Below are 24,696 nucleotides of genomic sequence, written 5' to 3'. Positions count from 1 at the left end.
CCCGTACCGATCAGCCCGTGGCGCGCTTGGCCAGGATCTCGAAGGCCGGCAGCGTCTTGCCTTCCAGCACTTCCAGGAAGGCGCCGCCGCCGGTGGAGATGTAGCCCACGTCCTTCTCGATGCCGTACTTGGCGATGGCGGCCAGCGTGTCGCCGCCGCCGGCGATGCTGAACGCGCTGGACTCGGCGATGGCGCGCGCGATGGTCTCGGTGCCTTTGGAGAACGCGTCGAACTCGAACACGCCCACCGGGCCGTTCCACACGATGGTGCCCGCGGCCTTCAGCTGCTGCGCCAGGCGCTGCGCGGTCTGCGGGCCGATGTCCAGGATCAGGTCGTCGGCTTCCACGTCCTTCGCCGCTTTCACGGTGGCGGGCGCGTCGGCGGCGAACGTCTTGGCGGTGACCACGTCGGTGGGGATGGGCACCTCGGCGCCGCGCGCCTTCATCGCTTCCATCACGGTCCTGGCGTCACCCACCAGGTCGGCTTCGGCCAGCGACTTGCCGATGGGCAGGCCGGCCGCCAGCATGAACGTGTTGGCGATGCCGCCGCCGACGATCAGCTGGTCGACGTTCTTCGCCAGCGACTGCAGGATGGTGAGCTTGGTCGACACTTTGGAGCCGGCGACGATGGCGGCCAGCGGCCGCTTCGGATTGGCCAGCGCCTTGGTGATGGCGTCGATCTCCGCCGCCAGCAGCGGGCCGGCGCAGGCGACCTTGGCGTATTCGGCGATGCCGTAGGTCGAAGCTTCCGCGCGATGGGCGGTGCCGAACGCGTCGTGCACGAAGATGTCGCACAGCGCGGCCAGCTTCTTCGCCAGCTCCGGGTTGTTCTTCTTCTCGCCCTTGTTCAGGCGGCAGTTCTCCAACAGCACGACCTGGCCCGGCGCGACATCGACGCCGTCCACCCAGTTCGACTTCAGCGGCACTTCGCGGCCCAACAGCTCGGCCATGCGCTGCGCGACGGGCGCCAGCGAATCTTCCGGCTTGAATTCGCCTTCGGTGGGGCGGCCCAGGTGCGACGTGACCATCACGGCCGCGCCGGCGTCCAGCGCCATGCGGATGCACGGGATGGAGGCGCGGATGCGCGTGTCCTCGGTGATGCGGCCCTGGTCGTCCTGCGGCACGTTCAGGTCGGCGCGGATGAACACGCGTTGGCCGCGGGCGCGGCCCTGGGCGCACAGGTCGGAAAAGCGCAGGACGTTCATGGGGTGTGGTCGTCGGTTCGGTGGAAAGTGAACCGGCGATTCTAGGCAGCGGGGCCGTACCTGCGGGCCCTGCCAGCCCGGCCGCGCTACCAGCCCAGGCCCAGGTGCAGCGGCAGATAGACCAGCATGCCGGCGCCGATGGTGGCCAGCACGCTGCGGCGCCAGTAGAAGGCGGCGACGCCGGCGATGGCGCCGAACACGCGGGCGTCCCACGCCTGGATGAGCTTGCCCTGCACGGTGAAGATCTCGGGCATCACCACCGCGGCCAGCGCGGCGATGGGCGCGTATTGCAGGCCGCGCTCGGCCCAGCGCGGCAGCGACCAGTCGCGCTCGGAGATGAAGAAGAAGCCGCGCGCGAGCACGGTCACGGCGGCCAGCGCAAGGATGATGCCGACGGTCCACAGGTCGGTCATGCGACCTGCTTTCCGGCGCCCGGCCGCTGCTCGAGCGACAGGCACACGAGCACCGCCACCGCGATGGCCATCACGATGTTCAGTTTCAGCGGCAGCGCATAGCCCGTAATGGCGGCCGCGCCACCCACCACCACCGCCACCCAGCGCATGCGCGTGCTGGCCAGCGAACACAGGATGCCCAGCAGGCACAGGATGCCGGCGAAGCCCAGTCCCCAGCGCGTGGGAATCAGGTTGGCCAGCACGATGCCGGCCATGCTGGGGAACACCCAGCTGCCCCAGTTCACGAGGCAGTTGCCCGCCAGATAAGCCTCCTGCGCGAGACGGCCTTCGTCATCCTGCGCGGGCTGCGGAAAACGGCGGGTGAAGATCGCGTACGTCAGGTCCGCGGTGAGGTAGCCGTGCGTGAGCCTTTGCCACAAAGGCAGGTGCATCACATACGGACGCAGGTGCAGGCTGAAGACGACGAAGCGCAGGTTGACGCAGAAACCCGTGGCCAGGATCACCCACGCCGGCGCGCCCGCGATGATCAGCGGCAGCGCCGCGAGTTGCGAGCTGCCCGCGAAGACCAGCAGCGCCATCGCCGACGATTCGACGAACGACAGGCCCGACTGCATCATCGCCACGCCGGTCATCAAGCCCCACGCCGCGATGCCGGGCGCCTGCGGCCACATGTCGCGCATGCCGGCGCGGAACCCGGGGTGGCGGCGCAGCGCCGCGGAGAGGAACATCAGGCTGCCGCGCCGAACCGCTGGCCGGCCGCGACGGGCAGGCCGCGCAGGAAATCGGCCACCGGCAGCCGCCTGCCGCCGGCGCGCTGCAGCTCCACGAGGCGCAGCACGCCCTCGCCGGTGGCGACATCGATGCCGTCGTTGCCCACGGCGACGACGGTGCCAGGCGCGGGCGTTGCATCGGCGCGCACGGCTTGCGCGCGCCACAACTTGATCGCCTCGTCGCCGAACGCCGTGGAGGCGCCCGGGAAAGGATCGAAAGCCCGCATCCGGCGCTCGATCACGGCAGCCGGCTGCGACCAGTCCACCTGCGCTTGCGCCTTCTCGATCTTGTGCGCGTAGGTGATGCCCTCGGCGGGCTGGGGCGTGCGCACCAGGCCGCCGCATGCGGCCATCTCCAGCGCCTCCACCGCCAGCCGCCCGCCCAGCACGGCCAGGCGGTCGTGCAGCGAACCGGTGGTGTCGTCGGGCCGGATGGCCATGCGCTCGGTGAGCAGCATGTCGCCGGTGTCCAGGCCCGCGTCCATCTGCATGAGCGTGATGCCGGTTTCCGCGTCGCCGGCCTCGATGGCGCGGTGGATGGGCGCCGCGCCACGCCAGCGCGGCAGCAGCGAAGCGTGGATGTTGAGGCAGCCCAGGCGCTGCGTGTCCAGCACCCATTGCGGCAGGATCAGGCCGTAGGCGGCCACCATCATCACGTCGGCACGCGCGGCCAGCAGCGCTTCACGCCCGGCCTGCGCATCGTCCGGGTACTTGCCGTCCAGGCGCAGGCTCCGGGGCTGCGCGACGGCGATGCCATGCGCCTGCGCGAACTGCTTGACGGGCGAAGGCTGCAGCTTCATGCCACGGCCGGCCGGCCGGTCCGGCTGCGTCAGGACAAGGGGGATGTCGAATCCGGCCGCGTGCAATCGCTCGAGAGCGACGCGGGCGAACTCGGGCGTGCCGGCGAAGGCGACCCGCATGCGCAGCGCCGTCACCGGTTACGGTCGTCGGGGGCGTTGATGAAGTCGATGCCCGGGTGTGCCCGCTGCACCACGCCAGCCCGGTCGAGGTAGACGTAATAGAACATCAAGCTGCCGTCCAGGTCGCGCCACTGGTAGGTGGCGATCGGGCCGTCCCAGCTGCTCACGTGCTCGAAGTGGTCGGGCGGGCCGAACTCGCGTTCCATGTCCTCGCGCGTCCACTGGCCCGGCACGATGCGAGCGAACTCGCGCGAGTTCAGCACCTGCCGCGCGCTGACGACCCGTCCCGCTCCATCCAGGTCCACCATCCACGTGGCGCGGCCGAACGGCTGGTACGAGTACTGCAGGCGCTCACCGCCCACGATGGGGACCACGCGGGTAGGCTGGCCCAGGCGGGCGATCACATCCTGGCGAGGCGTGCCGGGCACGACGTCGGCGAACGGGTTGACGGCGCAGGCCGCGACGGACGCAGCGGCAAGAACGGCGGCGATGCGGGCGCGCATGGTGGGCACTCCGGGGCTCAGGCCCGCTCGGTCTCGCGGCGCACCTTGAGCATCTTGGTCTTGATGCGGTTGCGCTTGAGGGGCGACAGGTACTCGACGAACACCTTGCCCAGCAGGTGGTCCATCTCGTGCTGGATGCACACGGCCAGGATGCCCTCGGCCTCCAGGGTGCGCGGCTGGCCATTCTCGTCCAGGGCACTGACTTTCACGGCGATGGAGCGCTCCACGCCGTCGTAAATGCCCGGCACGGAAAGGCAGCCTTCGTCATTGAGCTGCTTTTCCTCGCTCGCCCAGACGATCTCGGGATTCACCAGCACCAGCGGCCGGTTGCGCTCCTCCGATACGTCGATGACGATGATCCGCTCGTGGGTGTCCACTTGCGTCGCCGCCAGCCCGATGCCATTGGCGTCGTACATGGTTTCCAGCATGTCGGCCACCAGCTGGCGGATGCGGGCGTCGACGGCCTGCACGGGCTTGGCCACGGTGGTCAGGCGGGGGTCGGGATAACAGAGGATGGGGAGCAGGGCCATGGGAAGCAGGTGGGGGCTGTCGCTATTTTCGCCACTTTTCCGGAGCCCTGCCGCGTCAACAAGCCATAAACGTTGCCGAAATCAAGGGCTTAAGCGCAGAATCGGCAGTGATTTGTCAAGTCGAGTCGAGGAGGAACAGATGATGGCGCAACGCGAGGCCGTGGCCGCCCTCCCCCCGTTTGCACGCCGCGCTGCGGTCGTGCTGGCCGCCGCGCTGGTGGCCCTGCCTGCCATGGCCCAGCCGGTTTCGCCGGCCCAGCGGTCCACGGCCCAGCAGGTGGCCCAGGGCGGCGTGCCTTTGAGCGAGCTGGCGCCCAACGCGCCGGACAGCTACACCGTCAAGAGCGGCGACACGCTGTGGGCCATCTCCCGGCTCTTCCTCACCAGCCCGTGGCGTTGGCCCGAGCTGTGGGGCATGAACATGCAGGAAGTGCGCAACCCGCACCGCATCTATCCGGGCCAGGTGCTGGTGCTGGAGAAGAGCGGCGACCGCGCCCGCCTGCGCGTGCAGCAGGCGCAAGGCGCCCTCGACACGCCGCCGACCGAGACGCTGCGCGTGTCGCCACGCGTGCGCATCGAAACGCTGGCCGACACGGCCCTGCCCACCCTGCAGCCCAACCTGATCGAGCCCTTCCTGGCCGAGCCCGTCATCGTCGAGCCCGGCACCATGGAAAAGGCGCCTCGCATCGTCGCGGTGCCGGAAAACCGGGTGCTCATCACGCGCGGTGACCGCGTGTATGCCCGCGCCAGCAATGGCACGCCGCTGGCCGTGAAGACCAGCGGCCCGCTGGAGGAATTCCGCGTCTTCCGCGAAGCCGTGCCGCTGCGTGACCCCGTCACGCGCAGCGTGCTGGGCTACGAGGCGCAGTACCTGGGCAAGGCCACCCTGGTGCGCGGCGAAGGCACCGAGGAGCCGGCCGGCGGCAAGGGCAAGGCCATGCCCATCCCGGCGACGCTGGACATCGTGTCGGCCCGCGGCGAGATCGCCATCGGCGACCGCCTGCTGCCCGAGCCGCCGCGCCAGCTGGTCAGCTACACGCCGCGCGCTCCCGAAGCCCGCATCGACGCCTCCGTGGTCTCCATGTACGGCGACGCCGTGGGCATGGCCGGCCAGAACCAGGTGGTCGTCATCAACAAGGGCACGGCCGACGGGCTGGAATCCGGCCACGTGCTGGCCATCCAGCGTGCCGGCGCCACCGTGGTGGACCGCACCACCAACGGCGAGCGTGCCACCATCAAGCTGCCCAACGAGCGCAACGGCCTGCTGATGGTGTTCCGGCCGTTCGACCACCTGTCGTACGCGCTCATCCTGGAGTCCGGCGACGGCGTCCAGGTCGGCGACCGGGTCGTCAACCCACGCTGATCCCCGTGCAGCGCGAGGAGCTGGCCGGCTGGCTTCGGCTGGCCTGGTCGCCCGACATCGGCCGGCCGGCCGCACGGCGGCTCCTCGCGGCTTTCGGGCTTCCCCAGCAAATCTTCGCGCAGGCGCCTGAAGCGCTGGGCACGGTCCTGCCGCACCGGCAACTGGAAGCGCTGCTGGCCGAGCCCCAGGGGCTTCCCGCCTTGCTGGACGCCACCTGGGCCTGGCTGCAGGCCGAGCCGGGCCGGCGCCGCGTCCTGACGCTGGGCGACCCTGCCTATCCGCCCGCGCTGCTGCAGACCGAAGACCCGCCGCTACTGCTTTACGCGCACGGCCAACCGGTGGCCGAATGGCCACGCGCCATCGCAGTGGTCGGCAGCCGCAATCCGACACCGCAGGGACGCGAGAACGCGCGGCGGTTCGGCCACAGCTTTGCGCAAGCGGGCCTCACCGTGGTCTCCGGGCTCGCCCTGGGCATCGACGGCGCGGCGCACGAGGGCGCACTGGAGGGCGCCGCCGAGGGGCAGCTGGCGACCATCGCCGTGGTCGGCACCGGCCTGGACCGTGTCTACCCGCCGCAGCATCACGACCTCGCGCACCGCATCGCCGGACGCGGCCTCATCGTCTCCGAATACCCGCTGGGCATCGGCCCGCTGCCGGAGAACTTCCCGCGCCGCAACCGCATCATCTCGGCGCTGGGGCTGGGCACTCTGGTGGTGGAAGCGGCGCTGAAATCGGGTTCGCTCATCACCGCGCGGCAGGCCGCGGAGCAGGGCCGCGACGTGTTCGCGATCCCGGGTTCCATCCATTCGCCGCAATCGCGCGGCTGCCACGAGCTGCTGCGCCAGGGCGCGAAGCTGGTGGAGACCGCGCAGGACGTGCTGGAGGAACTCGCGCCCCGCGCCGCAGCGGCAAAGACCATGGACGCGCCATCGCCCAGCCGCGAGGAACGTCCGCTGCTCGAAGCGATGGGCTTCGATCCGGTCGGCCTCGATGCGCTGGTGGCACGCACCGGCATCTCCGCCGCGGACCTGCAGGCACAGCTGCTCGAACTGGAACTCGAAGGCCTCGTCGCGCGTTTGCCCGGCGGCCTCTTCCAGCGCCAGCAGCTCGCCTGAACGTCACCGCGCGCACGATGCGCGCCCGCAACACACGGGACAAAATTGCCCCCCGCACGGCCGGCGTTCTGCTCTATATTTGCCTTCCATGTTCGATGTGCTGGTGTTTGTGTATGAACACTTCTGGCGCGGGGATGCCTGCCCCGAACTTCAGCAACTCGGACGCAAGCTCAGCGCCCACGGCTTCGAGCCGGACGAGATCCAGGAAGCGCTGGCCTGGCTCGATGGCCTGAATTTCGCGGCGCAGAGCGCGCAGGTTCCCGAACCCACTTACGCCCTTGCCGAGACCTCCGGCGCTCTGCGCGTGTACTCGGTCGCCGAACAGGATCACCTGGGTGCGCAGTGCCTGGGCTTCATCAGCTTCCTCGACTCCGCCGGCGTGCTGCCGCCCGCGATGCGCGAGATCGTCGTCGACCGCGCGATGGCCGCGCCCGGGGACCCGGTGTCGCTGGACGACCTGAAGATCATCGTGCTGATGGTGTACTGGAGCATGGGACAGGAGCCCGACGCGCTGATCCTCGACGAGCTTTGCGAGGACCACACCGGCCGCGTCGCCCACTGACGGCGGACAAGGTTCCGCAAAAAACAAAGGCCCGCTGACGCGGGCCTTTTCATTGGCGCAGCGGGATCACGCCAGCAGGCGTTCCGGATTGGCGTCCAGCTTGGCCAGCGCGTCGCGCGTGGCACGCACGGTGAGCGCTTCTTCCTCCGCCGGCAGCAGCAGCCCTGCCTGCAGGTAGGCCGCCAGCCGCTTCATCTGCACCAGGAAACTGCGGCCTTCACCGGACGCGAACAGGTGCAGCTGGCCGCGGTCGCTGCGCCAGACGTACTGCACCTGGTGCACCTTGCCGTTGTGGTCCAGCGTGAACCAGTTGCCCTGCTGCAGTTCCGCGGCCCACGCCAGCATGGCGTCGCTGGGCTTGGAGCCGCCGTCGGCCACCACTTCGATCATCGAAGCGTCGATGCCCAGCATCATCTCCAGCGCGTCCTGGTCCAGCTCCAGGTCCACCGACGGGTCGTCGGTGATGAAGTCCTCGAGGTTGGCCAGGCGCTTGCCGATGGCGTCGATCTGCTGCTGCGGGATGGACTCGGTCTTGGACATGAAGGCGTCGGCCAGCGTGTCGCCGATCACCTTGATGTGGTTCTCCTGGTCGGCGCCCTGCAGGCCCATCAGCGACATGCCCTTGCGCAGGCGCTGCAGCAGCGCGGGCAGCTCCTGGATCACCTTGGCGCGCTCGGCCCGGTTGGGCTTGGCGCTGGCGGACCACACCAGGTCGGCCGCCGATTTCTTCAGCGACACCGTCTCTTCGTGCTGCGGGCCGTGCTTGACGGCGGCCACGGCCAGCACCTCGGCCCAGATCTTGAACAGGAACTCGCGGATCTCGTCGCGCACCGGCAGGTCGGCCAGCATCTTGCGAAGCTCGATGGTGTACTGGATCGCCATCGTCTCCTTCTGCTCCACCTGCTGCGCGATGCTCACCACCTTCTGGGTGTCGCCCTTCTCGGTGAGGAACTTGGCCAGGAACTTCTGGAATTCGTCGTACACCAGCTGGAACACGCGCCTGCCGGTCTCGGGGTACTGCTCGATGACCTGCACCACGCGCTTGATCTCGATCTCCAGCGCGCTGCCGCCGATGGCCGCGGCATCGAAGCCCAGCACGCACGAGCCCATGCGGTCGATCAGCTGGCGCGCGGGGTGCTGCAGCGTGCCGAAGAATTCAGGCTCGGCCAGCGCCACGCGCAGCACCGGCATCTGCAGCCGCGCGAACCACACCCGCACGGCGGGCGGGATGCGCTCCTCGGCCAGGATGCTCTGGAACATGAGCGCGACAATCTCGATGGTGGCCTTCTCGCTCTGCGTGGAGGCCTTCTTCTTCAGCTCGCCGGTGCGCTGGCGCAGGTCAACCGCCGCGCGTTCGACCGCGGCGTCGTCGTAGACCACCACCTCGCCGGCCGTGTCGGGCGCGACTTCGGTGGACACCTGGGTCTGCACCTGGGTGTGGTGCCGACCCATGGCTTCCGCCAGCGCGGGCGAGGGCGCCACCGCCTGATTGGGATCGAAGCCGGCCTTTTCCGTCAGCAGGCGCTTGAGCTGCCCAATCACGCCGGTGGCCCGCGCCTTGGCGCGCGCCAGCGGCGTGGTGGCGGTCATCATCCGGGTTTCTTCCGCCGCGCTGCCGCCCAGGCCGCGCGTGTGGCCCGGGCCGCCGTAGCTGGACGCCGCGCCGGCATCGCCGCCCGCGTAGCCGCCGCGGCCCCCGCCGCCGCCGCCACCACCAAAGCTTCCGCCGACACCGCCGCCGTAGCCACTCCCTGCGCCAGCAGCTGATGCTCCGGCATCCCCACCCGGGCCGCCGGAAGCGCCGGCACCATGGCCGCCCGAACCAGCGCCCGAACCAGCGCCCGAGCCGCCATAACCGCCGGAACCGCCATAGCCGCCGCCTGCGCCACCAGGGCCACCCGCGCCGCCGCCAGGACCGCCGCCGTAACCGGACGAGCCGCCGGAGCCGCCACCACCGCCGCCGGGACCGCCACCGTAGCCGGAAGAATTGCCATAGCCGCTTCCACCGCCACCGCCGCCACCGGCCAAGCCACCCGCTCCGGTGCCGCCGGTACCGCCCGTATCGGGGGTCCCGCCACCCTCACCGGGTGCCGCGCTGGACGCCGGCCGCCGCTTGGGTGAGGACGCATTGCGCTTGACGCGCGCGCTCAGGTCGATGTCCGGCAGCACGCCGCGATCGACCAGCAGCTTGTTGGTCGACTGGTAAGCCGCGAGCATGGTTTCCACCATGTGCTTCTGGATCACGTCCTGCACCAGCACCCAGGTCGGGCGCGGCAGGCCGGCGGTGTTCCACTGCTCGACCATCAGCTGGGCGACCGCTTCCGGCCGCAGCACGTCGTGGCCGGCCAGCTCTTCGCCGTCCAGGTGCTCCATGCGCGCCTTCAGGTCGTTCAGCTCGAAGGTGGACTTCTCCGCCACCGACAGCGCGACACGCGACGCCAGGATCTTGTTCTCGACCACCTCGTCGCCGATGAGCGACAGGTTGATGGCCTCCAGCCGCACGCGTGCCGTGGCGGTGGGCGGCAGCACCGCGCGCCGCCAGGCCTTGGCCACGCCTTCCTGCCAGGGACGGCGCTGGCGGTCAAAGTCCAGCATTGCGTCGCGCCGCTCCTGCGCCTCGCGCGTGCTGGTGGACGCATCCACCTGCTCGATCAGGCGGGCACGGATGCCATCCGTCAACGCGGGCAGCGAGCCTTCGAGCAGGCCGACGAAATGCTCCCGCGCCTGCCGTGCCACGGCCGCCTGGTTGGAGGAAGGCTGGCTGCTCACGTCCGTTCCGTCAAACCACCGCGCCCGCGTTGGGGTCGTTCGGGTCCTCCTTGCGGGAGCCCCCCTTGACCAGGTCTTCGCGCTTGACGCCCAGCCACATGGCGATGGCGGCGGCGACGAACACCGACGAATAGATGCCGAACAGGATGCCGATGGTCAGCGCCAGCGCGAAGTGGTGCAGCGTCGGGCCGCCGAACAGCAGCATGGACAGCACCATCATCTGGGTGGAGCCGTGGGTGATGATGGTGCGGCTGATCGTCGACGTGATCGCGTTGTCGATGATCTGCACCGTGTTCATCTTGCGGTAGCGCCGGAAGTTCTCCCGGATCCGGTCGAAGATGACCACCGACTCGTTCACCGAGTAGCCCAGCACCGCCAGCACCGCCGCCAGCACCGCCAGCGAGAACTCCCACTGGAAGAAGGCGAAGAAGCCCAGGATGATGACCACGTCGTGCAGGTTGGCGATGATGGCCGCCACCGCGAACTTCCACTCGAAGCGGAAGGCCAGGTAGATGACGATGCCGGCGACCACCATGGCCAGCGCCTTCAGGCCGTCGGTGGCCAGCTCCTCGCCGACCTGCGGGCCGACGAACTCGGTGCGGTGCAGCGTCACGCCCTGGTCGGCGGCCTTCAGCGCGCTCAGCACGCGCTCACTTTGCTGCGCCGAGCTGACGCCCTTTTGCGCCGGCAGGCGGATCATCACGTCGCTGGCGGTGCCGAAGTTCTGCACCTGCACGTCGGCGTAACCCAGGTCCGCCACCGTGCGGCGCACGCCTTCGACGTCGGCCGCGTGGGTGTAGCCCACCTGCATCACGGTGCCGCCGGTGAATTCCACCGACAGGTGCAGCCCCCTGGTCACTAGGAAGAACACCGCGGCGACGAACGTGAGGAAGGAAACCACGTTGAACACCAGCGCGTTCTCCATGAACGGGATGTCGCGGCGGATCTTGAAGAATTCCATGTTCTTGGCCCTGCCTCACTCCGGCTTGGTTATAGCGTGGTCCGCGCCGGGGCGCCAGACGGTACCGATGGAGACCGTCTTCAACTTCTTCTGGCGCCCGTACCACAGGTTCACCAGGCCGCGCGAGAAGAACACGGCGGAGAACATGGAGGTCAGGATGCCGATGCAGTGCACCACCGCGAACCCGCGGACGGGTCCGGAGCCGAAAGCCAGCAGCGCCAGGCCGGCGATCAGGGTGGTGACGTTGGAGTCCAGGATCGTCGCCCAGGCCCGGTCGTAGCCCGCGTGGATGGCCGCCTGCGGCGACGCACCGTTGCGCAGCTCCTCCCGCACCCGTTCGTTGATCAGGACGTTGGAGTCGATGGCCATGCCCAGCGCCAGCGCCATGGCCGCCATGCCCGGCAGCGTGAGAGTGGCCTGCAGCATGGACAGGATGGCCACCAGCAGCAGCAGGTTGACGGCCAGCGCCAGCCCGGAGAACAGGCCGAACAGCATGTAGTAGGCGGCCATGAACGCCACGATGGCGGCGAAGCCCCAGGCCACGCTGTGGAAGCCCTTGGTGATGTTCTCGGCGCCGAGGCTCGGGCCGATGGTCAGTTCCTCGATGATCTCCATCGGCGCGGCCAGGGCGCCGGCGCGCAGCAGCAGCGCCAGGTCGTTGGCCTCGTTCACGCTCATGGAGCCCGAGATCTGGAAGCGGGTGCCCAGCTCGCCCTGGATGACGGGCGCCGTCAGCACTTCACCCTTGCCCTTTTCGAACAGCAGGATGGCCATGCGCTTCTTCAGGTTCTCGCGGCTGACCTCGCGCATGATGCGGCCGCCCTTGGCGTCCACCGTCAGGTCCACCTTGGGCTGCTGGGTCTGCTGGTCGAAGCCCGGTTGGGCGTCGGTCAGGCTGTCGCCCGCCAGGATGACCTGCTTCTTCACGATGACCGGCCGGCCGCCGCGTTCGATGTAGCGCTCGGAACCGAACGGTACCGGGCCCGTGCCCAGTTCGGCCGCGCGCGCCTCGCTGCTTTCGTCCACCAGGCGCATCTCCAGCGTCGCGGTGCGGCCCAGGATGGCCTTGGCGCGGCTGGTGTCCTGCACGCCGGGCAGCTGCACCACGATGCGGTCCGCGCCCTGCTGCTGGATCACCGGCTCGGCCACGCCCAGCTCATTGATACGGTTGTGCAGCGTGACGATGTTCTGCTTGAGCGCCTGCTCCTGGATGCGGCGGGCCGCGTCCGGCTTGAGCGTGGCCACGATCTTGTATTCGGCGCCGTCGGGGCTGTCGGTTGCCTGCAGGTCGGCGAACTGGTCCTGCAGCACCTTGCGGATGGCGGCCACCGTCTGCGTGTCGCGGGCGCGGATCTCCACCTGCTGGCCATTGCGGGCGATGCCGCTGTGGCGCACGTTGGCTTCGCGCAGCTGGCTGCGCAGGTCGCCGGACAGCGACTCGGCGCGCTTGGTCAGCGCCGCCTGCATGTCCACCTGCAGCATGAAGTGCACGCCGCCGCGCAGGTCCAGGCCCAGGTACATGGGGACCGCGTGGATGGCGGCCAGCCACTGCGGCGAATTGGACAGCAGATTCAGCGCCACCACGTACGGCGCATCGTCCTGGTTGGGCGCCAGCGACTTCTGGATGGCGTCACGCGCTTTCAGCTGCGTGTCCGTGCTGTCCAGCCGCACCTTCACCGAGTTGGGGTCCAGCAGCACCAGCTCCGGCTTGATGCCGGCGGCCGAAAGCGCCTGCTCGACCTTCGCCTGGGTGGTGGCGTCGATCCTGACGGTGGACTTGGCGGCCGAGACCTGCACGGCCGGCGCCTCGCCGAAGAAGTTGGGCAGGGTGAAGAGCACCCCCACCAGCAGCGCGACCACCAGGATCGCGTATTTCCAGACGGGATATCTGTTCATGGTTGAGCGTTGGGTGTTGAGCGTCCAGCGGGCGGGACAGTTCCCGCTCAGCGCCCAACGCTCAACGCTGAACCTGTTATTTGATCGAGCCCTTGGGAAGGACCTGGACCACGGAGCTGCGCTGGACCTGCACTTCCACGCCGCTGGCGATCTCCAGCGTGACGAAGCTGTCACCCAGACGGGTGACCTTGCCCAGCAGGCCGCCGGCGGTGGCGACCTCGTCGCCCTTGGCCAGCGCCTCGATCATGGTGCGATGTTCCTTCTGCCGCTTCATTTGCGGGCGGATCATCACGAAGTACAGCACCACGAACATGAGCACCAGCGGCAGCATGCTCATGAGGGAGGATTGCATGTCGCCCCCGGCGGCGGCGGCCGGCGCGGTCTGGGCATAGGCGGAAGAGATGAACACGGAGGCTCCAGCGGATTCGGGTTGTCGAACGCGGGCGCCCCGCCGTGCCCCGAGGGCTGCGACCGGGCGCACAAGAGCGGGATTGTAAGTCGGGGGACGTGCCCCGCCGCGCCGCGCCGGGGTAGCTGAAGGGGTACTTCAGGCAGCTTGGCGCACGGACTCGGCCGGCTGGCGCCAGCGGGCCATCAGCTCGTCCCAGCGGGGGCGGGCCGCCGCCAGGTGGCGCTCCTTCACGTGGCCGAAGCCGCGGATCTGCTCGGGGATAGCGGCGATCTCCAGCGCCAGGGCGTGGTTCGCAGGCGACAGTTTCGCCAGCACCTCCTCGATGCTGCGGCGGTACTCGCCGATCAGCGCGCGCTCGGTGCGGCGCTCCTCGGTGTAGCCGAACACGTCCAGCGCCGTCCCGCGCAGGCCGCGCAGCTTCGCCAGCGCCCGGAAACCCAGCGCCATGGCCGGGCCGTACTTGCGCTTGACCAGCTCGCCCTTCTCGTTGCGCTTCGCCAGCAGCGGCGGCGCCAGGTGGTAGTTCACCTTGTAGTCGCCTTCGAACATGGCGGCGACGCGCTCCTGGAAGCCGGTCTCGGTGTGCAGGCGGGCCACCTCGTACTCGTCCTTGTATGCCATCAGCTTGAACAGGTAGCGGGCCACGGTCTCGGCCAGCGAGGTCTTGCCCAGCGGCGCCTCGGCCGCGCGCACCTTCTCGACGAACGCCTGGTACTCGCGCGCATAGGCCGCGCTCTGGTACGCGGTGAGGAACTCCACGCGGCGGGCCACCAGCGTCTCCAGCGTCTCGCGCTTCTTCAGCTCGATGACCTGCGCGGGCGTGAGCAGCTTTTCCACGCGCGCCGGGTCGTGCGCCGCCTGGCGGCCCCATTCGAAGGCCGCCTTGTTCGCGTCGACGGCCACCGCGTTCAGCTCGATGGCGCGCATCAGCGCCTCGCGGCCGATCGGCACCCAGCCCTTCTGCCACGCGTAGCCCAGCAGCATGGGGTTGGTGTAGATGCTGTCGCCCATCAGCTTGGTGGCCGCCGCGTCCGCGTTGAACGCGCCCACCGCGCCATCGCCCACCGCCTTGGCGATCTCCGCCGTGCAGGCATCGGCGGGATTGGCCCAGCCGGTGTTTCGCACGAAAGCCGCGGTCGGCGTGGCGTGCGCGTTCAGCGCGACGTGCGTGCGGCCCTGGCGCATGCGCAGCGCCGTTTCCTTGCCGGCGGCGACGATGGGATCGCAGCCGATGACCAGGTCGGCCGCGGCCATGCCGACGCGCGTGGTGTGGATCGCTTCCGGTGAATCACCCACCAGCACGTGGCTCCAGGTGGCGCCGCCCTTTTGCGCCAGGCCCGCCGCATCCTGCGTGACGATGCCCTTGCCCTCGATGTGCGCGGCCATGCCCAGCAGCTGGCCGATGGTGATGACGCCGGTGCCGCCCACGCCCGCCACCACGATCCCGTAGGCGCCGTGGATCGCAGGCAGCGTCGGCTCGGGCAGCTCGCCCAGTTCGTACGGCGACACGGCCTTGGCTTTTTCCTTGGCCTTGAGCCTGCCGCCTTCCACGGTGACGAAGCTGGGGCAGAAGCCCTTCAGGCAGCTGGTGTCCTTGTTGCAGGTGCTCTGGTTGATGGTGCGCTTGCGGCCGAACTCGGTTTCCAGCGGTTCCACCGACAGGCAGTTGCTCTTCACGCCGCAGTCGCCGCAGCCTTCGCACACCAGGTCGTTGATCACCACGCGCACGGCCGGATCGACCATGGTGCCGCGCTTGCGGCGGCGGCGCTTTTCGGTGGCGCAGGTCTGGTCGTAGACGATGGCCGTGGTGCCGGGGATCTCGCGGAACTCGCGCTGGATGGCGTCGAGCTCGTCGCGGTGCTTCACTTCGACGCCGGGCGGCAGCGACCGTTCACCCTGAGCCTGTCGAAGGGCCGTGTACTTCTCCGGCTGGTCGGTCACGACCACCAGCTTGCTCACACCTTCGGCCACCAGGCTGTGCGAGATCTGCAGCACCGAGTGGCCCTCCGGCCGCTCGCCCACCTGCTGGCCGCCCGTCATGGCGACCGCGTCGTTGTAGAGGACCTTGTAGGTGATGTTCACGCCCGCCGCGATCGACTGGCGCACGGCCAGGAGGCCGCTGTGGAAGTAGGTGCCGTCGCCCAGGTTGGCGAACACGTGCTTTTCGTTCGTGAACGGCTGCTGGCCGACCCAGGGCACGCCTTCGCCGCCCATCTGCGTGAAGCCGACGGTGGCGCGGTCCATCCAGGTCGCCATGAAGTGGCAGCCGATGCCGGCCATCGCGCGCGAGCCGTCGGGCACGACGGTGGACGTGTTGTGCGGGCAGCCCGAGCAGAACCAGGGCAGGCGGTCGCCCTTGACCTCCAGCACCTGCATGGCCCGTTCCTTGGCTTCCAGGATGGCCAGCTGCGCGTCGATGCGCACCTGCGTGTCGGCGTCCAGGCCCAGCTTGCGCAAGCGCCGCGCGATGGCGCGCGCGATGATGGCCGGCGACAGGTCGGCGTTGGCGCGCAGCAGCGCGTTGCCCGTGGGGTTGGGCATGGACCATTCGCCGCCGCTGCCTTCCACCTCGTCGAACTTGCCCAGCACGGTGGGGCGCACGTCGTCGCGCCAGTTGTACAGCTCTTCCTTCAGCTGGTATTCGATGACCTGGCGCTTTTCCTCCACCACCAGGATCTCGCGCAGGCCGGTGGCGAACTCGCGGGTGGCCTGCGCTTCCAGCGGCCACACCACCGCCACCTTGTGCAGGCGGATGCCGATGCGGCGGCAGGTCTCTTCGTCCAGGCCCAGGTCGGCCAGCGCCTGGCGCGTGTCGTTGTAGGCCTTGCCGCTGGCGATGATGCCGAAGCGATCATGGGGCCCTTCGATCACGTTGTGGTTCAGGCGGTTGGAGCGCACGTACGCGAGGGCCGCGTACCACTTGTAGTCAAAGAGGCGCGCCTCCTGCTCCAGCGCGGCGTCGGGCCAGCGGATGTGCACGCCGCCGGGCGGCATCGTGAAGTCTTCGGGCAGTTTCACCTGCACGCGCTCGGGGTCGATCATCGCCGTAGCGCTGGACTCGACGATCTCCTGGATGGTCTTCATGCCGGTCCACACGCCGGCGTAGCGGCTCATCGCGAACGCGTGCACGCCCAGATCCAGGATGTCCTGCACGTTGGCCGGGAAGAACACCGGCAGGCCGCAGGCCTTGAAGATGTGGTCGCTCTGGTGCGCGGCCGTGGAGCTCTTGGCGACGTGGTCGTCGCCCGCCACCGCGATGACGCCGCCCCACGGCGTGGTACCCGCCATGTTGGCGTGCTTGAACACGTCGGAGCAGCGGTCCACGCCGGGACCCTTGCCGTACCAGATGCCGAACACGCCGTCGAACTTCTGCGGCTCCTTCGGCGCGAAGCCCAGCTGCTGCGTGCCCCACAGCGCGGTGGCGGCGAGTTCCTCGTTCACGCCGGGCTGGAACACCACGTTCTGCGCCTGCAGGTACTTCCTGGCCTTCCACAGCGCCTGGTCGTAGCCGCCCAGCGGCGAACCGCGGTAGCCGCTGACGAAGCCGGCGGTGTTCTTGCCCGCCAGCGCGTCGCGCTGGCGCTGCAGCATCGGCAGCTTCACCAGCGCCTGCACGCCGCTCATGAAGGCGCGCCCGTAGTCGAGCGAGTACTTGTCGTCCAGCGTGACGGTCTCGAGTGCCTTGCGAATGTGTTCGGGCAGGGGGGCGTTCACTTTGTGCTTGTCTCCGGGCTAAGCGGCACAGTGTAGGCAAGCGGGGGCGATATGTCTTTGCTTTTGATGCCGTGAACAGGCTAGGATGAGAAAGGATTTTTCTCGTTTGACCAATCCATGGAAAGACTCGACAAGTTCGACCTGCGCATCCTGCAAGAGCTGCAGGACGACGCGCGGCTCACCAACGCCGAACTGGCGCAGCGCGTGGGCCTGTCGGCCGCGCCCTGCTGGCGGCGCGTGCGCGCGCTGGAAGAGGCGGGCTACATCAAGGGCTACCACGCCGAGATCGACCGCCACAAGATCGGCCTGGGCGTGCTGGCCTTCGTGCGGCTGGACGCCGACCGCAACACCGGCGAGCGCACGCGCGCGATGGAGGAGGCGATCCGCAAGATTCCCGAGATCGTCTCCTGCCACTACATCAGCGGCGCCGGCACGTTCGAACTGCAGGTGGTGTGCAGCGACCTGGACGCGTTCTCGCAGTTCGCGCGGCAGGTGCTGATCAACCTGCCGAACGTCAAGGACATCCACACCAGCTTCTCGCTGGGCGAAGTGAAGGCCAGCAGCGCCTGGCCGCTGAAGCACCTAGCAAGCTGAGGTTCAAGCGCCGTGACACTTGAGCGAAGCGCTCGCGTTCACGGCCCAGTCATCGTCGCTGCCGAAAGTGCGAGGCCCCACCACCTGGAGGCCTCATGCCCGACAACGATCAGATCGGCATCGATCCCGATGACCGCGAGAACAACAACAGCGCCAACACCGACTTCGACTCGCTCCTGAAGGCGCGCCTGCACCGCCGCCACCTGCTTCGCGGCGGCGTCGGCGCCATGGCCGTCGCCGGCCTGGGCCCGCTGGCCCTGAGCGCCTGCGGCGGCGGCAGCGCCGCGGCAGCCGCCGCGGCGCCGGCGGAGCAACTGCCCGCCGCCAGCCTGAAACTGGGCTTCAACGCCGTGCCCAAGGACCTGGCCGACCGCCTGGTGGTCGCCGACGGGTACACGGCCACGGTGATCTACGCCACCGGCGATTCGATCGACCCGGCCGTCACCGACTACGCCAACAACGGCACCGATGCCAGCTTCGCCCGCCGCGCGGGTGACCACCACGACGCCATCGAATACTTCGGCATGAACGCCGCCGGCACCGCGCGCGATCCGCTGAACGCCGACCGCGCGCTGCTGGCCATGAACCACGAGAACATCGCCGGCACGGTGGTGTTCATGCACGCGAACGGCCAGACCAACCCGGCGGGCGTGCGGCCCGAAGCCGAGGCGATCAAGGAGCTGGAAGCGCACGGCGTGTCCATCGTCGAGATCCAGAAGGCGGGCGGGCGCTTCGCGGTCAACAAGAACTCCGCGTTCAACCGCCGCGTCACCGCGCGCACGACCATGGAGATCAACGGCCCCGTGCGCGGGGACGTCCTGGCGCGCACGCTGTTCTCGCCCACCGGCACGCAGACGCGCGGCACCATCAACAACTGCGCCGCGGGCCAGACGCCGTGGGGCACCTACCTCACCTGCGAAGAGAACTGGGCCGGCTATTTCCGCCGCGCGGCCAGCGACACCGGCCGCACGGCCAAGGAAACGACGGCCTTCCGGCGCGTGGGCCTGCTGCCCGGCGCCAACGGCAACAACCGCTGGTTCACCGTCGTGCCCGCCGATCCCACCAGCACCGAGTTCAGCCGCTGGGACGTGACGGCCACCGGCGCCGACGAGACCACCGACTTCCGCAACGCGCACAACACGTTCGGCTGGGCGGTGGAGATCGACCCGTTCGCGCCCGCCTCGGTGCCGCGCAAGCGCACGGCCCTGGGCCGCTTCGCGCACGAAGGCGCCAGCTGCAGCGTGCCCGTGGCCGGCAAGCCGCTGGCCTTCTACATGGGCGACGATTCGCGCGGCGAGTACGTCTACAAGTTCGTCTCGCAATCCGCCTGGGACCCGGCGGACGTCGCGGGCGGGCTGGCGGCTGGCGACAAGTACCTGGACACGGGCACGCTGTACGCGGCGCGCTTCAACGCCGACGGCACCGGCACCTGGCTGAAGCTGGACATGAGCAACGCGGCGATCACCGGCTACGCGCCGTACGCTTTCGCCAACCTGGCGGACGTGCTGGTCAACGCGCGCATCGCGGCCGACGCCGCGGGCGCCACCAAGATGGACCGCCCCGAGTGGGCCGCCGTCAACCCGCGCAACGGCGAGGTGTACGTCACCATGACCGAGAACCCCGACCGCGGCAACGTCGGCAGCAGCAGCAACAACAACCCCAACCCGCCGCTGGACGCCGCCAACCCGCGCTACTGGCTGGACAAGAAGGGCGCCGCCAACCAGAAGGGCAACGTCAACGGCCACATCGTGCGTCTGCGCGAGACCGGCAACGATCCCTCGTCCAGCACCTTCGACTGGGACATCTTCCTGTTCGGGGCGCAGGCGCATGCCGACGCGGGCATCGACGACGTGAACTGGCAGGCCAACGTCAACCTGTCCGGCCTGTCGGACTTCAACGACCTGTCCAAGCCGGACGGCTGCTGGTTCTCGCGCGCGACCGGCATCCTGTGGATCGAGACCGACGACAACACCTACACGGACGTCACCAACTGCATGCTGCTGGCCGCCATCCCGGGCCAGTACGGCGACGGCGCCACCGTGACCGTGGTGAACAAGCCGGACGGCAGTCCCAACGCGGCCGTCGTGGCCAACGTGGACGTCACGACGCGCATGGGCCGCAAGATGAGCGACACGACGTTCAAGCGCTTCCTCACCGCGCCCAAGGGCGCGGAGGTGACGGGCGTGACGGAATCGCCGGACGGCCGCGCGCTGTTCGTCAACATCCAGCACCCGGGCGAGAACACCGCCGTCGCCAACATCGGCACGCCGGCCCTCTACGAAAGCCACTGGCCCGGCAACGGCGCCGGCGTGGCCGCCTACGGGCCCGGCGGCGCGAACGCGCGGCCGCGTTCCTCGACCATCATGATCACCCGCAACGACGGCGGGCTGATCGGCACCTGAAGGCGCTCAGGCCAGCCTGCGCCGCGGCGGCCTCTGCGGCCCCGCGGCCCACCGGGCGCGCCAGGAAATACGTGGTCATGCGGCCCTTGCCCTTGACCTCGATGCCGCCGCGCTCCTCGAAGGCGAACTGGCCGAGCAACTCGTCGCGCACCGCCTCCGTCACGTGCACGCGGCCCGGCTCGCCGCCCGATTCCATGCGGCTGGCCACGTTCACGGTGTCGCCCCACACGTCGTACAGGAAGCGCTTCACGCCGATCACGCCCGCCACCGCGGGGCCGACGTGCAGCCCGATGCGCAGGCGGAAAGCCGTGCCGTGCTCCGCGTTGTACGCATCGATGGCGTCGAGCATGTCCAGCGCCAGCTCGGCCAGGTCGGCCGTGCGCCGCTGCGAGACGGCCATGTACGCGTCGCCGATGGTCTTGATCTTCTCCAGCGAGTGGCGGTCCACCAGGTGATCGAAGCGCGAGAAGATGTCGTCGAGCACTTTCACCACCGACTGCGGCGGCAGCGAACTCGAGTAGTTCGTGAACCCCACCAGGTCGGTGAACATCACGCCCATGCCGTCGAAGCGCACCGCGTTCACGCGCTCGTTCGCCTTCAGTTCATCGGCGATGGACGTGGGCAGCACGTTGTAGAGCACCTTGTCGGCGCGGGCCCGCTCGTGTTCCGCGCGCTGTTTCTCGGCGAACAGCTCCACGTTGCGGAAGTAGGTGTAGCGGTCCAGGTTCACCGCCACGATGGCGATGGACACCGGGTTGACCATCGCGTTCAGCAGGTCCTGCCCGGTGTTCACGTGGAAGACGATGAAGGCGAAGATCAGCGCCACGCCCGCGAAGTACATCGCATGCCGCACGGGGCGCGGCGTGCACAGCACGGTGGCGACGAAGACCGCGCCCAGCGCGAACATCGACAGGTCGCCAACGATGGTCCAGTTGATGATGGCGATCAGCGTCGTCAGCACCAGGATGGCGGCGGCCAGTCCCGTCAGGCAGGCCTGTGTGTGGCGGCGCGCCACCGGCCGGCTGTTGACCCACACGGCGCCCAGCACCACCAATTCGGCCGCGATGTGCCACAGCGCCATCGCGATCCAGGAGGGGTCGTGGCGGCGCGCCGGGTCGAACAGCATCGGCACGTCCACCGACAGCGCCACCGCCGGGATCAGCAGCGCGGCCGCCTTGCAGAAGCCCACGCCCTGGCTCCAGGACTTGTGCGCCAGCCAGCCGGCGAACTCGGGATGGGACGCCATCGCCGCGCGGGAGGCCGCGGCTTGGGCGGAGGAAGACGGCGGGGATTTGGACATGGGGTCAGGCAGGCCGGCAGTGGAGGTCGCGGGGCTGCGGCTGGAGCAGGTGCACCACCGCTTCGCTCGCCTGCGCGCCGAGGCCGAACTCGGCACGCGCACGCGCGTTGGAGAAGACGCTTTGCTGCGGCGTCACGCCGCCGGCGTCGCGCAGCAGCACTTCGCGCCCGCCGGGCAGGCCGTCGACTTGCACTTCGTCCTGCAGCACGCGCAGCCGCAGCTGCAGCCCGTCGTCGCAGCGCAGCCGGATCACGCCCGCCTCGTCCGCCGGCGGCGGCGAGGTCGCCGAGCGCTTGGGCAAGGTCTCGCGCGGCGGCGGCGCCTCGCTGGCGGGCGGCGGATCGCGCATCGCGCAGGCGGCCAGCAGCGCGGCAGCCGCCAGCAGGAGGATTCGGTTTTGCTTCTTCATCTTGGCCACAACGCCCACAGCCGCAGCGGCTGCTTCAGGCGCCCTGCGAGTTCGCCGGCTTCCGGCCCCGCGCCCGCGAACCAGTCGGCGCGCACGGCGCCGACGATGGCGCTGCCGGTGTCCTGCGCCAGCACCAGGCGTTGCAGCTGCACGGTCGGGCCCGTGGAAGCCAGCCACACCGGCGTGCCGTAGGGGATGCTGTCCTTGTCCACCGCGATGGAGCGGCCCGCGGTCAGCGGCACGCCCTGCGCGCCGCGCGGACCGAGCTCGGCGTCCGGCAACGGTTCCTCGCGAAAGAACACCACGCGCGGATTGCTCCACAGCAGCTCGTTCAGCCGCTGCGGGTTGTCGCGCAGCCAGGCCTTGATGCCGGGCCACGACGCGTCGCGTACCGCGCCCTGCTGCAGCAGCCAGCCGCCCACGCTGCGGTAAGGCTGGTCGTTGCTGCCGGCGAACGAAAGGCGCACCACGCGCTGGCTGCCGTCACCCTCGGCGACCCGCAACCGGCCCGAACCCTGGATCTGCAGCACCAGCGCGTCGAGCGGATCGGCCAGCCAGGCGATCTCGCGGCCGCGCAGCTGCTCGCGCGGTTCGGGCAGCGTGTCGATCTCCTGCCGCGTGTACCAGGGCTTGCGGCTCGCCAGCGTGGCGGGCGGCCGGTACAGCGGCACGGTGTGGCGCGCCGTGGGCTGGCGCGACGCATCGAGCATCGGTTCGTAGTACGCGGTGAGCAGGCCATCGGCCGGCCCCTGCAGCGGTTCGATGCGGTAAGGCTGCAGGTTGCGCCGCATCCAGTCGCGCTGCTCGCTCGGCGCCGCGATGGACAGCTGCCGCACCTGCGGGCACAGCGCCGCGAAAGCCGCGGGCGGGCGCTCGCAGCTGCGCAGCCAGGCGTTCCACGCTTCGTACAGCACGTCGTCTTCGAAACCCGGCAGGTCGCTCCAGCGCACCGGCCACCAGCGGCTCTTGCCTTGCACGATGGGCGCGCCGGCGACGGACGGCTCGGCCGTGGCGGCAGGCGGCGCCGCGGCCACGGGGGCGGACGGGGCCTCGACCGGCGGCGGGGCCGAGGCGCATCCCGCGAGCATTCCTACAATCGCCACCAGCCTCGTCATTCTTCTCATGCTGCTGATTTTGCTGGAAGCGCTGCTCGCGCTGGCGCTCTTCGTGCTCATCGTGTGGTGGACCATGTTCTCCGGCCGCCCCAAGGGTGAGCCGCCGAAGGACGACGACCCGCCGCCGCGCGACTGACGGTGGTTGCCGGTCCGCCGCCGGCCCGAAATCCCGGCCCCGGGAACTGTCGAGCTCCGCCGCGGTCCGACCCATCCATGTCCGCACGTTCCTCGTTCACCCGCCGCACCCTGCTGGCCGCATCCCCCTGGCTGTTCGGCGCCGCCCGCGCCGCGCAGCTGCCCGCCGCGCTGGAGGCCCTGCCCCGCACACCGAAGATGCCGGTGGTCTTCATCGGCCACGGCAGCCCGATGAACGTGATCGAGGACAACCCCTGGCGCCCGCAATGGGGAGCGCTGGGCGCGCGCTTCGGCCGCGACTTCCCGCGGCCGAACCTGGTGCTGTGCATCTCGGCCCACTGGCTCACCGAAGGCTGGTGGGTCACCGGCATGGCCAGCCCCAAGACCATCCACGACTTCGGCGGCTTCCCGCAGGCGCTGTTCGACCAGCGCTACCCCGCGCCGGGCGCGCCCGCCATCGCTTCCGCCTTGTCGGCCGCGAACAAGCCGCGGCGCCTGCAACTGGACACGAAAGAGTGGGGCTTCGACCACGGCGCCTGGTCGGTGCTCAAGCCCATGTTCCCCAAAGCCGACATCCCGGTGCTGCAACTGAGCCTGGACTATGGCCGCCCACCCGCCGAACACCTGGCGGCCGGCGCCGCGCTGAAGGCGCTGCGCGAACGCGGCGTGCTGGTCGTCGGCAGCGGCAACGTGGTTCACAACCTGCGCGCGACGCAGCGAGGCGCCGCGCCCCACCAGGCCTACGACTGGGCCGCCGTGTTCGACCGCTGGGCCGCACCGCTGATCGACAAGGCCGACGGCCGAACACTCGCCGCGTTCCAGGGACAGGGCGAGCTGGCGGCGCTGGCGCATCCCTCGCACGACCACCTGCTGCCGCTGTTGCACGCGGTGGGCGCGGTCGACCCGGGCGAGAAGGCGGCGCAGTTCGCGCTGGGGTTCCAGAGCGGCTCGATCTCGATGCGGTCGGTGGTCTGGGGCTGAATTCAAATGAACTACTACACCTGGTTGGTGGACGATGAAGACGACTCCTTCGCGTGGTTTCTGGACACACCGAAGGAGTTGATGGAAACGGACTACCTGCTGCGAAAGGGGAACCCTTGCAAGGAGTGGTTCACTGAAGGCATGGTGTTCGATCTCTCCGAAGAGCGTGGCTCCGCGCTGACGGATGCCATTCCCAACACCGATCGACTCCTCGTCGTCTCGGAGAAGCTCAAGGACCTCCTTGAACGGCATGCCCCGGAAGATTCCATCGAGTTCCTGCCCGTGCGGCTGCGCACGCCCGAGGGGCGGCTGATTCCCCAAGCCTATTTCGTCGCCAACGTCCTGGGTACCGTGGCGTGCGTGAACCGGGAAGAATCAAAGTTCACCATGAACGCCATCCTGAAAGACCAGGTCGGGCGATTCCAGCACCTGGTGCTTGACGAACCGGCCATCCCGGACGGGAAGAAGATCTTCCGGTTGGCGGAATTGAGGACGCTGATCATTGCGCGGCAGGACCTTGCGCAGGCGATCGTCGACGCCGACTGCACCGGGATGCTCTTCATTCCCTTGAAGGACTACGGCGCCGAGTTCCGTTCTGATGTGACGGACGACGACGAGGATGACTAGC

22 protein-coding genes are annotated in these 24,696 nt (G+C 69.4%); 8 read left to right on the top strand and 14 right to left on the bottom strand.

Annotated features, from left to right (window positions below; translation table 11 throughout):
- Nucleotides 1–10 precede the first annotated feature (10 nt).
- From EZ216_RS12650 to def, 6 genes are all read right to left on the bottom strand, one after another.
- Nucleotides 11–1,204 (bottom strand): phosphoglycerate kinase, encoded by a 1,194-nt coding sequence (locus EZ216_RS12650; RefSeq protein ID WP_135250120.1) that lies wholly within the window; start codon nt 1,202–1,204, stop codon nt 11–13.
- Nucleotides 1,205–1,290: 86 nt separating this feature from the next.
- Complete coding sequence (locus EZ216_RS12645; protein ID WP_135250119.1) at nt 1,291–1,617, bottom strand: AzlD domain-containing protein; 327 nt, start codon at nt 1,615–1,617, stop codon at nt 1,291–1,293.
- The gene (locus tag EZ216_RS12640; protein WP_135250118.1) at nt 1,614–2,345 is read right to left on the bottom strand and encodes an AzlC family ABC transporter permease; all 732 of its coding nucleotides are present in this window, start codon (nt 2,343–2,345) and stop codon (nt 1,614–1,616) included. The genes EZ216_RS12645 and EZ216_RS12640 overlap by 4 nt, the downstream gene beginning before the upstream one ends.
- Nucleotides 2,345–3,307 (bottom strand): methionyl-tRNA formyltransferase, encoded by a 963-nt coding sequence (gene fmt / locus EZ216_RS12635; protein ID WP_135250117.1) that lies wholly within the window; start codon nt 3,305–3,307, stop codon nt 2,345–2,347. The genes EZ216_RS12640 and fmt overlap by 1 nt, the downstream gene beginning before the upstream one ends.
- 11 nt (nt 3,308–3,318) lie before the next feature.
- Nucleotides 3,319–3,810 carry a hypothetical protein gene (locus tag EZ216_RS12630; protein WP_135250116.1) on the bottom strand — a complete coding sequence of 164 codons (492 nt, stop codon included), beginning with the start codon at nt 3,808–3,810 and terminating at the stop codon, nt 3,319–3,321.
- Nucleotides 3,811–3,827: 17 nt separating this feature from the next.
- Nucleotides 3,828–4,340, bottom strand: coding sequence for a peptide deformylase (def, locus tag EZ216_RS12625; RefSeq protein WP_135250115.1), 513 nt, complete (start codon nt 4,338–4,340; stop codon nt 3,828–3,830).
- 139 nt (nt 4,341–4,479) lie between these two features.
- On the opposite strand from def, the gene EZ216_RS12620 reads away from it, so the two are divergent.
- The 3 genes from EZ216_RS12620 to EZ216_RS12610 all read left to right on the top strand — a co-directional run bounded on the left by EZ216_RS12620 (nt 4,480) and on the right by EZ216_RS12610 (nt 7,380).
- On the top strand, nt 4,480–5,703 hold the full coding sequence (locus EZ216_RS12620; RefSeq protein ID WP_135250114.1) for a LysM peptidoglycan-binding domain-containing protein: 1,224 nt from the start codon (nt 4,480–4,482) through the stop codon (nt 5,701–5,703).
- Between the two features lie 5 nt (nt 5,704–5,708).
- Entirely contained in the window at nt 5,709–6,818 is a 1,110-nt protein-coding gene (dprA, locus tag EZ216_RS12615) for a DNA-processing protein DprA (RefSeq protein WP_135250113.1), read from the top strand.
- Nucleotides 6,819–6,906: 88 nt separating this feature from the next.
- Nucleotides 6,907–7,380: a Smg family protein gene (locus EZ216_RS12610; RefSeq protein ID WP_135250112.1), complete on the top strand. Its 474-nt coding sequence runs from the start codon at nt 6,907–6,909 to the stop codon at nt 7,378–7,380.
- A gap of 66 nt (nt 7,381–7,446) precedes the next feature.
- On the opposite strand, the gene EZ216_RS12605 is transcribed toward EZ216_RS12610, so the two are convergent.
- The 5 genes from EZ216_RS12605 to EZ216_RS12585 all read right to left on the bottom strand — a co-directional run bounded on the left by EZ216_RS12605 (nt 7,447) and on the right by EZ216_RS12585 (nt 17,132).
- Nucleotides 7,447–10,149 carry a DUF1631 family protein gene (locus EZ216_RS12605; RefSeq protein WP_135250111.1) on the bottom strand — a complete coding sequence of 901 codons (2,703 nt, stop codon included), beginning with the start codon at nt 10,147–10,149 and terminating at the stop codon, nt 7,447–7,449.
- 10 nt (nt 10,150–10,159) lie between these two features.
- Nucleotides 10,160–11,110 (bottom strand): protein translocase subunit SecF, encoded by a 951-nt coding sequence (gene secF / locus EZ216_RS12600; RefSeq protein ID WP_135250110.1) that lies wholly within the window; start codon nt 11,108–11,110, stop codon nt 10,160–10,162.
- Nucleotides 11,111–11,125: 15 nt separating this feature from the next.
- Complete coding sequence (gene secD, locus EZ216_RS12595; protein ID WP_135250109.1) at nt 11,126–13,006, bottom strand: protein translocase subunit SecD; 1,881 nt, start codon at nt 13,004–13,006, stop codon at nt 11,126–11,128.
- Between the two features lie 76 nt (nt 13,007–13,082).
- A complete protein-coding gene (yajC, locus tag EZ216_RS12590; protein WP_135250108.1) occupies nt 13,083–13,415 on the bottom strand; it encodes a preprotein translocase subunit YajC in 333 nt (110 codons plus the stop codon).
- A 138-nt stretch (nt 13,416–13,553) separates the two neighbouring features.
- A complete protein-coding gene (locus EZ216_RS12585; protein ID WP_135250107.1) occupies nt 13,554–17,132 on the bottom strand; it encodes an indolepyruvate ferredoxin oxidoreductase family protein in 3,579 nt (1,192 codons plus the stop codon).
- 117 nt (nt 17,133–17,249) lie between these two features.
- On the opposite strand from EZ216_RS12585, the gene EZ216_RS12580 reads away from it, so the two are divergent.
- Nucleotides 17,250–17,726, top strand: coding sequence for an Lrp/AsnC family transcriptional regulator (locus EZ216_RS12580; RefSeq protein ID WP_135250106.1), 477 nt, complete (start codon nt 17,250–17,252; stop codon nt 17,724–17,726).
- A 95-nt stretch (nt 17,727–17,821) separates the two neighbouring features.
- A complete protein-coding gene (locus EZ216_RS12575; protein WP_135250105.1) occupies nt 17,822–20,128 on the top strand; it encodes a PhoX family protein in 2,307 nt (768 codons plus the stop codon).
- Here the strand turns inward: EZ216_RS12575 and EZ216_RS12570 are convergent.
- From EZ216_RS12570 to mltA, 3 genes are read right to left on the bottom strand one after another with little or no spacing between them, the layout of a single operon-like run.
- Nucleotides 20,094–21,428: an adenylate/guanylate cyclase domain-containing protein gene (locus EZ216_RS12570; RefSeq protein ID WP_135250104.1), complete on the bottom strand. Its 1,335-nt coding sequence runs from the start codon at nt 21,426–21,428 to the stop codon at nt 20,094–20,096. The two genes, EZ216_RS12575 and EZ216_RS12570, sit on opposite strands and share 35 nt — an antisense overlap.
- Before the next feature lie 4 nt (nt 21,429–21,432).
- On the bottom strand, nt 21,433–21,837 hold the full coding sequence (locus EZ216_RS12565) for a hypothetical protein (protein ID WP_135250103.1): 405 nt from the start codon (nt 21,835–21,837) through the stop codon (nt 21,433–21,435).
- On the bottom strand, nt 21,834–22,961 hold the full coding sequence (gene mltA, locus EZ216_RS12560) for a murein transglycosylase A (protein WP_239024366.1): 1,128 nt from the start codon (nt 22,959–22,961) through the stop codon (nt 21,834–21,836). Before mltA ends, EZ216_RS12565 begins: the two co-directional genes overlap by 4 nt.
- On the opposite strand from mltA, the gene EZ216_RS21625 reads away from it, so the two are divergent.
- From EZ216_RS21625 to EZ216_RS12545, 3 genes are all read left to right on the top strand, one after another.
- A complete protein-coding gene (locus EZ216_RS21625) occupies nt 22,846–23,088 on the top strand; it encodes a hypothetical protein (protein ID WP_239024365.1) in 243 nt (80 codons plus the stop codon). The two genes, mltA and EZ216_RS21625, sit on opposite strands and share 116 nt — an antisense overlap.
- 77 nt (nt 23,089–23,165) lie before the next feature.
- Complete coding sequence (gene ygiD, locus EZ216_RS12550; protein WP_135250101.1) at nt 23,166–24,068, top strand: 4,5-DOPA-extradiol-dioxygenase; 903 nt, start codon at nt 23,166–23,168, stop codon at nt 24,066–24,068.
- A 6-nt stretch (nt 24,069–24,074) separates the two neighbouring features.
- On the top strand, nt 24,075–24,695 hold the full coding sequence (locus EZ216_RS12545; protein WP_135250100.1) for an imm11 family protein: 621 nt from the start codon (nt 24,075–24,077) through the stop codon (nt 24,693–24,695).
- The last annotated feature ends 1 nt before the right edge of the window (nt 24,696 follow it).

The organism is Ramlibacter humi (assembly GCF_004681975.1).
GTDB lineage: Bacteria > Pseudomonadota > Gammaproteobacteria > Burkholderiales > Burkholderiaceae_C > Ramlibacter > Ramlibacter humi.
The sequence above is the reverse complement of the archived record's forward strand: the minus strand, read 5'-3'. Positions and strand labels throughout refer to the sequence as shown.